Source organism: Limnobacter sp. UBA7229 (assembly GCF_002473065.1).
GTDB classification, from domain to species: Bacteria; Pseudomonadota; Gammaproteobacteria; order Burkholderiales; family Burkholderiaceae_B; genus Limnobacter; species Limnobacter profundi.
In genome coordinates this window covers 24,322-35,894 of record NZ_DKTN01000001.1, presented here as the reverse complement: position 1 = coordinate 35,894, position 11,573 = coordinate 24,322, and the positions used below count along the sequence as shown (strand labels likewise).

The 11,573-nt window shown below is 52.9% G+C and carries 15 protein-coding genes; 12 read left to right on the top strand and 3 right to left on the bottom strand.

Annotated features, from left to right (window positions below):
* Window positions 1-86 precede the first annotated feature (86 nt).
* Together trmL and B4C79_RS00180 are read right to left on the bottom strand one after the other, a co-directional pair.
* On the bottom strand, window positions 87-557 hold the full coding sequence (trmL, locus tag B4C79_RS00185; protein ID WP_291752175.1) for a tRNA (uridine(34)/cytosine(34)/5-carboxymethylaminomethyluridine(34)-2'-O)-methyltransferase TrmL: 471 nt from the start codon (window positions 555-557) through the stop codon (window positions 87-89).
* Window positions 554-1,279, bottom strand: coding sequence for a ComF family protein (locus B4C79_RS00180; protein ID WP_291752177.1), 726 nt, complete (start codon window positions 1,277-1,279; stop codon window positions 554-556). Before B4C79_RS00180 ends, trmL begins: the two co-directional genes overlap by 4 nt.
* Window positions 1,280-1,418: 139 nt before the next feature.
* Between B4C79_RS00180 and B4C79_RS00175 the strand changes: the two genes are divergently transcribed.
* The 8 genes from B4C79_RS00175 to B4C79_RS00140 all read left to right on the top strand — a co-directional run bounded on the left by B4C79_RS00175 (window position 1,419) and on the right by B4C79_RS00140 (window position 7,830).
* The gene (locus B4C79_RS00175; RefSeq protein ID WP_291739279.1) at window positions 1,419-2,252 is read left to right on the top strand and encodes a methyltransferase domain-containing protein; all 834 of its coding nucleotides are present in this window, start codon (window positions 1,419-1,421) and stop codon (window positions 2,250-2,252) included.
* Window positions 2,253-2,437: 185 nt separating this feature from the next.
* Entirely contained in the window at window positions 2,438-2,968 is a 531-nt protein-coding gene (locus tag B4C79_RS00170; RefSeq protein WP_291739278.1) for a DUF2244 domain-containing protein, read from the top strand.
* Window positions 2,969-3,074: 106 nt separating this feature from the next.
* Entirely contained in the window at window positions 3,075-4,193 is a 1,119-nt protein-coding gene (gene coxB / locus B4C79_RS00165) for a cytochrome c oxidase subunit II (RefSeq protein WP_240965976.1), read from the top strand.
* Window positions 4,194-4,212: 19 nt separating this feature from the next.
* Window positions 4,213-5,817 carry a cytochrome c oxidase subunit I gene (gene ctaD / locus B4C79_RS00160; RefSeq protein ID WP_008247542.1) on the top strand — a complete coding sequence of 535 codons (1,605 nt, stop codon included), beginning with the start codon at window positions 4,213-4,215 and terminating at the stop codon, window positions 5,815-5,817.
* Window positions 5,818-5,944: 127 nt separating this feature from the next.
* Window positions 5,945-6,082, top strand: coding sequence for a cytochrome oxidase small assembly protein (locus B4C79_RS00155; protein ID WP_008247543.1), 138 nt, complete (start codon window positions 5,945-5,947; stop codon window positions 6,080-6,082).
* 33 nt (window positions 6,083-6,115) lie between these two features.
* Window positions 6,116-6,682, top strand: coding sequence for a cytochrome c oxidase assembly protein (locus tag B4C79_RS00150; protein ID WP_105027532.1), 567 nt, complete (start codon window positions 6,116-6,118; stop codon window positions 6,680-6,682).
* On the top strand, window positions 6,682-6,912 hold the full coding sequence (locus B4C79_RS00145; protein WP_105027531.1) for a DUF2970 domain-containing protein: 231 nt from the start codon (window positions 6,682-6,684) through the stop codon (window positions 6,910-6,912). The genes B4C79_RS00150 and B4C79_RS00145 overlap by 1 nt, the downstream gene beginning before the upstream one ends.
* Before the next feature lie 63 nt (window positions 6,913-6,975).
* Window positions 6,976-7,830 (top strand): cytochrome c oxidase subunit 3, encoded by an 855-nt coding sequence (locus tag B4C79_RS00140; protein ID WP_171101002.1) that lies wholly within the window; start codon window positions 6,976-6,978, stop codon window positions 7,828-7,830.
* 95 nt (window positions 7,831-7,925) lie between these two features.
* Here B4C79_RS00140 and B4C79_RS00135 read toward each other — a convergent pair whose 3' ends face one another.
* A complete protein-coding gene (locus B4C79_RS00135; protein ID WP_008247552.1) occupies window positions 7,926-8,126 on the bottom strand; it encodes a twin transmembrane helix small protein in 201 nt (66 codons plus the stop codon).
* Window positions 8,127-8,179: 53 nt separating this feature from the next.
* On the opposite strand from B4C79_RS00135, the gene B4C79_RS00130 reads away from it, so the two are divergent.
* Genes B4C79_RS00130 through cyoE form a run of 4 tightly spaced genes read left to right on the top strand, consistent with a single transcriptional unit; the run spans window position 8,180 to window position 11,570 of the window.
* Complete coding sequence (locus B4C79_RS00130) at window positions 8,180-9,010, top strand: SURF1 family protein (RefSeq protein ID WP_291740076.1); 831 nt, start codon at window positions 8,180-8,182, stop codon at window positions 9,008-9,010.
* Window positions 9,007-9,639, top strand: coding sequence for an SCO family protein (locus B4C79_RS00125; RefSeq protein ID WP_105027528.1), 633 nt, complete (start codon window positions 9,007-9,009; stop codon window positions 9,637-9,639). Before B4C79_RS00130 ends, B4C79_RS00125 begins: the two co-directional genes overlap by 4 nt.
* 12 nt (window positions 9,640-9,651) lie before the next feature.
* On the top strand, window positions 9,652-10,659 hold the full coding sequence (locus B4C79_RS00120) for a COX15/CtaA family protein (RefSeq protein WP_291740074.1): 1,008 nt from the start codon (window positions 9,652-9,654) through the stop codon (window positions 10,657-10,659).
* A gap of 8 nt (window positions 10,660-10,667) precedes the next feature.
* Complete coding sequence (cyoE, locus tag B4C79_RS00115) at window positions 10,668-11,570, top strand: heme o synthase (protein WP_105027526.1); 903 nt, start codon at window positions 10,668-10,670, stop codon at window positions 11,568-11,570.
* Window positions 11,571-11,573: the final 3 nt, after the last annotated feature.

Sequence of the window (11,573 nt, the reverse complement as noted above, 5' to 3'; positions counted from 1 at the left end):
AGAGATCGGAACCCAAGCCGATCGGGCAGTTAACGCGCCGCGAGAGATCGGAGCCCAAGCAAACTGGTGCCCTGCAAGTATAACCCCTAGCTTCCGCCTTCAAACCCCAGCTGCCGCCAAGCCTCATACACCATCACCGCCACTGAGTTGGACAGGTTCAGCGACCGGCTCTCAGGGCGCATCGGCAGGCGCAACCAGTTCTCACGGGCAAACAAGTTGCGCACGTCCTCAGAAAGCCCCCGGGTTTCGCTGCCAAACATCAGGTAATCACCCGCTTGGAATTTCACATCGAAAGGTGAATGTTTCCCCTTGGTGGTCATCGCAAAACAGCGTTGCGGGTCGGGTAGGCAACGGTCGAGAAATGCTTGCCAGCTTGGGTGAACCAGCATGTTGGCGTACTCATGGTAGTCAAGTCCGGCGCGTCGCATACGGGCATCTTCCAGTGGAAAACCCAAAGGCTCAACCAAGTGCAACTGCACGCCAGTGTTGGCACACAAGCGAATCACATTGCCCGTGTTGGGCGGAATTTCCGGTTCAACCAATACCACATGAATCATTCTGGGGTCCTGCACACTGCCATGGTTACAATTGATTCAGCGCCTGCTTTGCGAAGCGCTGCGGCGCAGCTTTGAATGGTGGCCCCGGTGGTGATCACATCGTCAACCAGGCCGATCCGAATGTTGCCAGAGATGCGACGCGTGGCCCTGAAAGCCCCATGCAAATTCTGCAGTCGATCTTCTCGGCCCAGGGTCGCCTGCGCACCAAGTTCCTGGGTTTTGATCAGCCAATCAGTCGTCACTGGCCTATTAATGTGCCGTCCCAGATGCCGGGCAATCAAAGCGGCTTGATTATAGCCGCGCTGCCTTAATTTGTCCGGGCTCACGGGCACAGGCACCAATACATCGGGCAGGTCCATGCCCAATTTCAGTACCCTTGTTCCCAGCCAGTGGCCTAAAAACCGGGCCATGCCATGGTTATTGCCGTATTTCAACAAAGCAATCCATTGATCAACCGGAGCAAGGTAATCACTGCACACCACGCATTCCAAAGGCGCTTGTGCGCCATGCTCAACCATGGGTTTGCAATGCCTGCAATGCGTCCATCCAAACGCTTGGAGGCGCGGACCAAGTGCAAGTGCGCAGCGCTTACAGCGCACAGCCTCGCGGTGGTGAATCAGGGGCTCGCAGTGGCTGCACACAAAGCGCCTAAAACCGGAAGTACTGTTTTGCATCGGCATTTGGCAGGCCACGCAGCGCCCCGGCACCATGGCGTCGCCCATACACTGGCAAGTTCTATAGAATAGACTGCACCACCTTTTTGCTGAAACAGCTAGCCCCACAATGTCCTCGCAGTTCTGGAAAATTCCCCGATCAAACACCGCCTTGGCGCAACAATGGTCCCGGCGCCTAGCAAAACCATTGCCATTCATACTCGAAGAGGTAAACCAACGCATGGTGAACCGCGCGCAAATTATGCGCCCGGTCGAGGGAGGGGTGGTGCATCAAGGCTGGTTACACCCTGCGGCCTTGATGAATGTAAAAAACCTGTTTGTTGGGCGTGAATTTGCTGTGTTTGCGCCCAAGGCAATCCACGTGCCGGTAGAGCAGCTTGAACAGGCCGCCGCTTCTTTTTTGGCCAAGCTTTGGCCCGGCCGGGCGGCACCCAAGCCCGTTTCGACCATCGCACTGCCAACCAACAGTCCTTTGCCTTTGCCCAGCGAAAGCCAGGCCATGATTTGGTCGCCCTTGTGGTTGCATGCAGTGGCCGACCCAGGTCAATGCATGGCCGAATGGCTGCGGGTATTAAAACCTGAAGGCGGAGTGTTTTTCAGCAGTTTTGGTCCCGATACAGCCCGTGAATTGCAAAGTTTTGCGCAGGCCATGGGCGAATCTTTTCCCGATTTTGCAGACATGCACGACCTTGGCGACCTGATGAGCAAGCAGGGTTTTTCTGACCCGGTCATGGAAATGGAAAAGCTGACCTTGACCTACAGCTCGCCAGCCAAGTTGCTTGAGGATTGGCGTGCCCTGTGCGGTAATCACCTGGAAACGCGCAAGCAAGGTTTGCGAACGTCACGTCAGTTTTCTGAAGCCATTCTTTGTCTTGAGCGGCTGCGCGATCCGGAAACAGGGCGCATTCCTCTCACCTTGGAGCTGGTCTACGGGCACGCCTGGAAGGTCAAAAGAAAAACCAAAACCGACGTGGCCACCGTAAAAATTTCAGACATCAAGGGGCGCAAAGGCTCGAAATAGCGTGCTGCTGCGCAGCATTTTCAAATGTAGCGCATTGTTTTTAACTTATTTCGGGGAAATCAGGCGCGGATTGCACCTGTCTTATTGCTTGCTTTAGAGCCTTGAGCCTATAATTCGAAGGTTTTGATGCACTCTTTTGGGTGTGCATTGGATCTGAATGACTGCTCTCTAAGAGGTAAATGGGCATGATTCCAGAAAATTCAAGTTCAGCTACTGCACCAAGTGGCACACCTTGCACCAGCGGCGGCGGGCAACATTACACGCCGCAGGGCAATAGGTGGGTGTTTCGGCGCAATTGTTCGCTTAGTCCAAAGCAGCTTTTGCAGTGGTATTTAAGCTTGTGTGCAATCACCCTGGTGATTGCAACCGGTTTTTTGCTGGCAGGTTTCTGGATTGTGTTGCCGTTCGCTGGAATCGAGTTGTTGTTGGTGGGAACGGCGTTTGTAATTTACGCGAGGCATGCGGCCGATTACGAAATGATCGAACTGCAGCCCAACCAGCTTATTCTGGTTATGGCAGACGGCACCAAACTAACCCAGCTTGAATGGTCACCCCAATGGGCCAAATTAAGTTACAACGGAAAGTACAAAGCGCCTTTGTTGTTCAGTCACAGGGGCCAACAAGTAAAAATAGGCAAATTTATTGCCGAAAAAGACAAGTCAGCGCTGCACCGGGAATTAAAGGCAGCACTGGCAAGGGCAGCATGTGCGGTATAGGCATGCGGCTTCCACCAGTTTGATATTTTTTTTGAGATTGAGGATCGCCATGTTGAAGTCGTCCTTGGGTATTCGCAAAGCTGTTGCTTCGGCCGCTGCAATTGCGATGACATCCTTCGGAGGTGCAGCGTTTGCCGAGAATGTTTCTGGGCAACCTTTGCAGTACAACCTCGCTGAACCGGTTACCGAAATCGCGCGTCAAATCTACGATTTGCACACGTTGATGTTGGTGATCTGTCTGGTCATTTTCGTTGCCGTGTTTGGCGTGATGTTTTACTCAATCTACGCACACCGCAAGTCAAAGGGCGCCAAGTCAGCCTCTTTCCATGAAAGCGTGAAAGTTGAAATCGCATGGACCATTGTTCCGTTCCTGATCGTGATCGGCATGGCCTTGCCCGCAACCAAAACAGTGGTTGCTATGAAAGACACCTCCAACGCCGACCTCACCATCAAAGCCACTGGTTATCAATGGAAGTGGGGCTATGAATACTTGGCCGGTGAAGGTGAAGGCATTGCTTTCCTGTCCACGCTCACTACACCACGCGACCAAATTGACGACCACCAAGGCCAGGCTGTGGCACGCGGTGAAAACTACCTGATGGAAGTGGACAACCACGTTGTGGTGCCCGTGAACAAGAAAGTTCGCGTGGTAACCACTGCCAACGACGTTATTCACGCCTGGATGATTCCCGCCTTCGGCGTGAAGCAGGACGCGATTCCCGGTTTCGTGCGCGACACCTGGTTCAAAGCCGAGAAAGAAGGCATTTACCGTGGCCAGTGTGCTGAGTTGTGCGGCAAAGACCATGCTTACATGCCCATCGTGGTTGAAGTGATGTCCGAAGAAAATTACTCCAAGTGGGTTCAGGCCAAGCTTGACGAAATGAAAGCCAAGCAAGACGACCCCACCAAAGAATGGACCAAGGAAGACATGGTTGCCCGTGGCGAGCAGGTGTACAACGCCAACTGTGCGGCATGCCACCAAGCTTCTGGCGAAGGCATCCCGGGCGCATTCCCCTCACTGGTGGCTGCACCTTCGGTGGTGGGTCCACAGGCTGATCAAATTGCAATTTTGCTCAATGGCAAGGGTGCTGGCATGCCAGCCTGGAAACAGTTGAGCGATGTTGAAATTGCTTCAGTGATCACTTACACACGAAACGCTTGGGCCAACGCTGGCACAGGCACCGACCCGGTTGTTCAGCCAAGTGCTGTTACGGCTGCACGTTAATATTGCTTAGGAGATTTACATGAGCACTACCGCGGCAGATTTAACCCACGGCCATGGTCACGACCATGACCACGCGCACGACCATCCGCATGGTTGGCGCCGTTGGTTGTACGCAACCAACCACAAAGACATCGGTACCATGTACCTGATTTTCTCGTTCATCATGCTGCTGGAAGGCGGTGTGTTGGCGCTAATGCTGCGTGCAGAACTGTTTGCACCTGGCCTGCAACTGGTTCAGCCCGAGTTTTTTAACCAGCTCACCACCATGCACGGTTTGATCATGGTGTTTGGTGCGGTAATGCCTGCATTCGTGGGCTTCGCGAACTGGATGATTCCGCTGCAAATCGGCTGTTCTGACATGGCTTTTGCCCGCATGAACAACTTCAGCTTCTGGTTGATGGTTCCTGCAGCGATTATCCTGACGGCATCGTTCTTCATGCCCGGCGGCGCAACCGCTGCTGGCTGGACTCTGTATGCACCGCTGTCTGTGCAAATGGGCCCCGGCATGGATGCTGCCATTTTCGCGATGCACATTCTGGGTGCCTCATCGATCATGGGTTCCATCAACATCATTACCACCATCCTGAACATGCGCGCTCCCGGCATGACCTTGATGAAAATGCCGATGTTCGCCTGGACCTGGTTGATCACTGCCTACCTGTTGATCGCAGTGATGCCTGTGTTGGCCGGTGCCATCACCATGGTGTTGACTGACCGCCATTTCGGCACATCCTTCTTCAATGCGGCCGGCGGCGGCGACCCCGTGATGTACCAGCACATTTTCTGGTTCTTCGGTCACCCCGAGGTGTACATCATGATCTTGCCGGCCTTCGGCATCATCAGCCACATTGTGCCCACCTTTGCACGCAAAACACTGTTCGGTTACAGCTCCATGGTGTACGCCACAGCGTCCATCGCGATTCTGTCCTTCATTGTTTGGGCGCACCACATGTTCACAACCGGCATGCCTGTAACCGGCCAGTTGTTCTTCATGTATGCAACCATGCTGATCGCGGTGCCCACTGGTGTGAAAGTGTTTAACTGGCTGGCCACCATGTGGAAAGGCTCCATGACATTCGAAACCCCCATGCTGTTTGCAGTGGGTTTCATTTTCGTGTTCACCATGGGTGGTTTCACTGGTCTTATCCTGGCTGTTGCTCCAGTTGATATTCAGCTGCAAGACACCTATTACGTGGTGGCTCACTTCCACTACGTGCTGGTGGCGGGTTCATTGTTTGCCTTGTTTGCAGGCACCTACTACTGGTTGCCCAAGTGGTCTGGCCGTATGTACAGCGAAACATTGGGCAAGTGGCACTTCTGGTCTTCACTGATCAGCTTCAACGTCACTTTCTTCCCAATGCACTTCCTGGGTTTGGCCGGTATGCCACGTCGCTACGCCGACTACGCCACACAGTTCACTGACTTCCACGCCATTGCCACCATCGGTGCTTTCTGGTTTGGTTTGTCCCAGTTGATCTTCCTGTGGTGTGTACTGCGCGCATGGATGTTCCAGAAAGGCGAAGCAGCACCTGCCAAGCCATGGGAAGGTGCCGAAGGTCTGGAGTGGACTGTTCCATCACCAGCGCCGTTCCATACTTTTGAAGATCCACCCACGGTGAAGTAATTCACCCACGGGTTTAACAATGGGGGTTTGGTATTCACCAACCCCCCGTTGCGTAAAGCGGCTTTGTGCAGGTGTTAGGCACACAAGGCTTTTTTACACAACGAATTGGTTCAGCAAGGAAGTAAGCGTGACCCCTGAGGAAAAAGAGAAAGCCAAACAAAACAAGCGCACTGGTTTGATTTTGCTGTCGGTGGCTGCCGTGTTTTTCATCGGCATTCTGATTCGCAAGGTGATGGAACCCAGCATCTTGAGTTTGGTGAACTAGGTTTTAATGAATTCGCAGTAGAGGTAAAGCAGCATGGCCAACGGAAATAGTCAGAAAACAAGCGGTTTGCACAAACAAATGGTTGTGCGCCTTGTGGTGATTGTTGTGGCCATGTTTGCCTTCGGTTACGCGCTGGTGCCTATTTACAAGGCCATTTGCGAAATCACCGGGATCAACGTGCTCACACCGCAAACCAAGAATGCGGAAGAAATCGTCAAGAACACCCAGGTGGACAAAAGCCGAAGCATTGAAGTGATTTTTGATGCCAATGAGCGGGGCAAGTTTCAGTTCAAGCCCGAGACCAATCGAATGATGGTTCACCCCGGCGAATTGGTTACCATGAATTATGTGGTGTACAACAACCTGAAGAACGACACTGCAGGCCAGGCCATACCCAGTTATTTGCCCAGCAAAGCGGCTGAGCACTTCACCAAGCTGGAATGTTTTTGCTTTAAGCAGCAACCATTCAAAGCGGGTGAAACCAAAGAGTTTCCGGTGGTGTTTGTGATCAACCCCAAGTTGCCACAAGACGTACATACCATCACATTGAGTTACACGTTTTTTGAAGTGGCCGGCGCAACAGCCATGGCAGCAGAATAATGTCGAAAGACATCAAAGAGGCCGCATCGCGTAAAGCGAGCACCGCCACTTTTCTGCAAACCCTGTCAGCTGTTTTGTGGTCGTTTTTCGGTGTCCGAAAGGGTAAAAACCACTCTGAAGACATGCAAAAGTTAAATCCGGTTCACGTCATTGTCGTGGGCCTCCTGGCAGCCGCGGGTTTTGTAATCGGGTTGCTGGTGTTGGTAAATTTTGTGGTGAGTTCCGCTTAAGCCGTACGGAATTTGCTGTTGCAGTATTGAAGCATCTAAATTAAAGAAATAGGAGAAACCACCATGCGTGCGAATGCACCATATTACTTTGTGCCCGGCTTGTCCCAGTGGCCTGTGCTTGGCGCAGTGGCCATGTTCTTTTTTGTACTGGGCATGTCCCAGTGGGTAAACGGCGCTGCATCGGGCCCTTACCTGTTTGCACTCAGCATGGCAATTCTAATTTATGTGCTCACAGGCTGGTTCAAGCATGTGGTGGGCGAATCTGAAAGTGGCCAGTACAGCGCCCGCGTGGATGTGTCTTTCCGCTGGTCAATGGGTTGGTTCATTTTCTCTGAAGTCATGTTCTTCGCAGCGTTTTTCGGTGCCTTGTTTTATGCCCGTCAAATTGCAATGCCGTGGCTTGGCGACATCGACAACAAAGCATTCCTGTGGCCCGACTTCACCGCCAACTGGCCCAACACTGGTCCGGCAGGCACTGTGGATGCGTTTCAAACCATGGGTCCATGGCCAATTCCAACCATCAACACCGCCTTGCTGCTTACTTCAGGCCTTACCCTGACTTGGGCACACCATGCGCTGATCGCCAACAAGCGTTCACAGCTGATTTGGGGCCTGGCGCTAACCGTGTTGTTGGGCGCAATCTTCATGGGCTTCCAGGCTTATGAATACATTCACGCTTACCGCGATTTGAACCTGAAACTGACTTCTGGCATTTTCGGCTCCACCTTCTTCATGCTGACCGGTTTCCACGGCTTCCACGTGACCATTGGCGCTATCATGCTGTTCTTCATCATGATTCGCTGTATCAAGGGCCACTTCACGCCAGACAGCCACTTTGCATTTGAAGCTGCTGCTTGGTACTGGCACTTCGTGGACGTGGTGTGGTTGGGCTTGTACGTGGTGGTTTACTGGCTTTAACACGGGCTTTTCCCGGCAGGCTGTAAAACACACAATGAAAAAAGCCACTGGAAAACTCCGGTGGCTTTTTTTTGGATATCGAGCTTACATTGAGCTTATCGAATGCCAGTTGACTCTATCCAGCCCATGTACCAGGCAAACAGAATCAGCAGGAAAAGCGCGATGGACAAACCGATGCGCATGGTTAATGCATTTACAGTTCGGCTGGACTTGCTTTTGTCTTTCATGAGAAAGAAAAAAGCTGAACCCAGACTTGCCAGAATGCCCAGGAACGCCAGGCCAATGATCAACTTCATGGTGAACACCTTTCAAAAACTAACCGTGTACAGTACACAAGTGGAAGTATGTCATGGTTAATGCAGTGAAAACACCTGGCAAAGTCAAGCTGCTCTTCACCTTGTTGATCGGGGCTGGACTGGTGTGGCTCACCTTCAGTTTGGGGCAATGGCAAACCGGGCGGGCGCAGGAAAAACAAACCCTGTTTGATGCGCAAGCGCGCGCATTGGCGGCCGAGCCTGTCTCTCCAGCCAGTGCCCGGCTGGACTTGGACAATTTGTCCTACCGGAAAATTGAATTGAGGGGTAGGTTCGAGGCCAAAGCCCTGATATATATAGACAATCGTCAAGTAAACGGAAGGCCGGCCGTTCAAGTGGTGCAGGGTTTTCGGCCAGAGGGTGCAAACTTTTTAATACCCGTTGATCGGGGCTTGTTGCTGCGAAATCCTGCCGAGCCACGGCTTGCGCCCAATATGCCAGCTGGGGCCATGCGGGACGGTGAAATGTTCAATTTACAGGGCACTATTTTGCCGCGCTTCGCCCAGTCTGCTGAATTGCGCGGCATTGCCTTGGGCGATGCCGAGAACATTGTGATGGCCCAAAGCAATGGCTTTGATGTGTGGTCAAATTTTAGTGTGAATGAATTTGAAAAGCGTACTGGCGAGCCAGTGAGCAATTTTGTGGTAACCCAGCAGCCCGTGGCGCAAACCACTGGGCAACAGCCACAGGCGAGTATTGCAGGTGGTTTTTATCACCTGGCAGTGCCCCTGCAAGAACAAGTGGCCAAGCATCGGGGTTATGCCTTTCAGTGGTTTACCATGTCGGCGGTGTTGGTGTTGCTGACTCTGTTTTTTGTCTACCGAGAGTTTTTTCGAAGCGAGTTTTACAAAGGGAATAAAAGATGAACGCAGCCAGCGCACCCGCGAAGCTGAACAAAGGCCGAATCACCATTTTGCTGGTGTTCCTCACCTGTGCCTTGCCCATTGCGGCGGCTTTCTATTTGTATTTTTTCGACAAGCCCGAAGGCACCAACAATTACGGCACCATTCTTGATCCACAGGTCGATGTGTCGACCGATGTGTTCAAAAACATCAATGGTGATGACTTCACCATGCAGCAGGTGGCCGACAAGTGGGTGCTGATTCAGGTGATCAACAGCAATTGCGACGAAGTGTGCCAAAACACCATGTACTTCCAGCGGCAGGCCCGTGCTTCAAAAGGCAAAGAGCAGGGCCGTATTGAACGTGTGGTGTTTGTTACCGATGACGGCCCCCTTGAAACCCTGCTGTTGCGCCAATTCCCCGATGTGCATTTTGTGCGCGCCAGCGAAGATCAGTTGAAAAGCTGGTTGCCACTGGAGCAAGGCATTGTGGGTAACAAAGGCAGTGCCGACATTGGCACTGTGCGCGACCACGTGTTTGTGGCCGACCCATTGGGCCACGTGATGATGCGTTTTCCGCCCAACAATACCCTTCAGTTCGACAAGTTTCGCAAAGACGTTAGCCGCCTGTTGTGGGCTTCAAACATCGGATAAAACGAGAGCAGCATGAGCAGTTACAAGCGTTTGGTCGCATTCACCACAGTACTTACATTCCTTTTGATTATGTTGGGCGCTTTTGTACGCCTGACAGACGCTGGTTTGGGTTGCCCGGACTGGCCGGGCTGTTATGGCAAGCTGACCCCCACGCATGCGGCCGAAGAAATTGCACAAGCTGTTGAAATTCAAGGTGGAACACACGGTCCGGTTTCAATGCCCAAAGCCTGGAAGGAAATGGCGCACCGGTATGTGGCCACATTTTTGGGTTTCTTGATTATCGGCATCATGGTGATGGCCTGGAAAAAGCGGGCTGAATTGAAACAGTCCCCCGCCTTGGCCACCTGGCTGTTCTTCGCTGTGTGTTTACAAGGTGCTTTTGGTGCCTGGACAGTTACCATGCTGCTCAAGCCGGCCATTGTGACTGGTCACCTGATCGGTGGCATGACCATTTTGGGCATGCTGACCTGGCTGTGGCTGCGGCAAACCAGCCCGGCCCGTACCGTGGCGCCGCCCCGCGATCTCAGCGGGTTGCGTGTGCTGGCGCGTGTGGGTTTTGTGGCCGTGGCGGCGCAAATTATTCTGGGTGGTTGGGTGAGCACCAACTATGCTGCGGTGGTGTGTACCGACTTTCCCACCTGTCAGGGCAGCTTCTGGCCGCACATGGAATTCAAGGATGCATTTCACATTGTTCGTCATTTGGGTGAAACACCTGAAGGTGAAATTTTGCATGTGGCATCGCTGACGGCCATTCATTTCATTCACCGCATTGGCGCTTTGGTGGTTACCGGCATTTTGGGCTTCCTCGCTTTTGCCTTGTGGCGCAACCCGGGCACCAAGCCCCTGGCTATTAAACTGGTGGCCGTGCTGGCTTTGCAAATTGCCATGGGCATTGGCAACGTGGTGTTTCAATTGCCTTTGTGGTTGGCCGTGGCGCACAATGGGGGCGCAGCGCTGTTGTTGGTCACCCTGATCTTGGTAAACTATCGGGTTGCGGGCAATCGCCATCGAATTTCATAAGGCTCCACATGCCATCCGTTGAAAAAACAAAAGCCGTGAGTAGTTTTTCTCACGTGGCCAAACAGTACTGGACATTGACCAAGCCACGCGTGGTGGCCTTGATCGTATTCTGTGCGGTCATTGGCATGTTTTTGGCAACACCCAGTTTGCCCAATGCCCAGGTGTTGATTGCGGGTACTTTGGGTATTTGGCTGGTGGCAGGCGCTGCGGCTGCCTTCAATTGCCTGGTTGAGCAGCAAATTGACGCGAAAATGGCGCGCACGCGTGCACGCCCACTGCCCCGCGGTGAACTGAATTCGCTTCAAACACTCGTATTTTCCAGCATGGTGGGCGGTGTTGGGGTGTGGATTCTTTATGTGTTCGTGAACCCGCTGACCATGTGGCTGACACTGGCCACCTTTGTGGGTTACGCCATTATTTACACCTTGCTGTTAAAGCCCAACACGCCACAAAACATTGTGATTGGTGGTGCCTCGGGTGCCATGCCACCGGTGCTGGGCTGGGCAGCGGTTACCAACAGTGTTTCGGCTGAAGCGCTGGTACTGTTCCTGATTATTTTTGTGTGGACGCCGCCGCACTTCTGGGCGCTGGCCCTGTACCGCACGCAAGAATACGCGCGCGCGGGCTTGCCCATGTTGCCTGTCACCCACGGCGCTGCATTCACGCAGTTCCATGTGTTTTTGTACACCATCATGCTGGCGGCTACCACGCTGATCCCTTTCGCCATGAAAATGAGCGGGCTGATTTACCTGCTCAGCGCTGTGGTGCTGAACGCCATATTCATTGGGTATGGCTACAAGATCTGGAAAAACTACAGCGATGCTTTGGCCAAAAAGGCATTCACCTATTCCATCGCCTACCTGGCGTTTTTGTTCGCGGCCTTGTTGGTCGATCACTATGTAACGGTGTAAGCA

Bases quoted from the DNA above. Each gene is read 5' to 3' on its own strand.
- trmL (WP_291752175.1), bottom strand. From the start codon at position 557: ATGATTCATGTGGTATTGGTTGAACCGGAAATTCCGCCCAACACGGGC.
- B4C79_RS00180 (WP_291752177.1), bottom strand. From the start codon at position 1,279: ATGGGCGACGCCATGGTGCCGGGGCGCTGCGTGGCCTGCCAAATGCCG.
- B4C79_RS00170 (WP_291739278.1), top strand. From the start codon at position 2,438: ATGATTCCAGAAAATTCAAGTTCAGCTACTGCACCAAGTGGCACACCT.
- coxB (WP_240965976.1), top strand. From the start codon at position 3,075: ATGACATCCTTCGGAGGTGCAGCGTTTGCCGAGAATGTTTCTGGGCAA.
- ctaD (WP_008247542.1), top strand. From the start codon at position 4,213: ATGAGCACTACCGCGGCAGATTTAACCCACGGCCATGGTCACGACCAT.
- B4C79_RS00150 (WP_105027532.1), top strand. From the start codon at position 6,116: ATGGCCAACGGAAATAGTCAGAAAACAAGCGGTTTGCACAAACAAATG.
- B4C79_RS00145 (WP_105027531.1), top strand. From the start codon at position 6,682: ATGTCGAAAGACATCAAAGAGGCCGCATCGCGTAAAGCGAGCACCGCC.
- B4C79_RS00140 (WP_171101002.1), top strand. From the start codon at position 6,976: ATGCGTGCGAATGCACCATATTACTTTGTGCCCGGCTTGTCCCAGTGG.
- B4C79_RS00135 (WP_008247552.1), bottom strand. From the start codon at position 8,126: ATGAAGTTGATCATTGGCCTGGCGTTCCTGGGCATTCTGGCAAGTCTG.
- B4C79_RS00130 (WP_291740076.1), top strand. From the start codon at position 8,180: ATGGTTAATGCAGTGAAAACACCTGGCAAAGTCAAGCTGCTCTTCACC.
- B4C79_RS00125 (WP_105027528.1), top strand. From the start codon at position 9,007: ATGAACGCAGCCAGCGCACCCGCGAAGCTGAACAAAGGCCGAATCACC.
- B4C79_RS00120 (WP_291740074.1), top strand. From the start codon at position 9,652: ATGAGCAGTTACAAGCGTTTGGTCGCATTCACCACAGTACTTACATTC.
- cyoE (WP_105027526.1), top strand. From the start codon at position 10,668: ATGCCATCCGTTGAAAAAACAAAAGCCGTGAGTAGTTTTTCTCACGTG.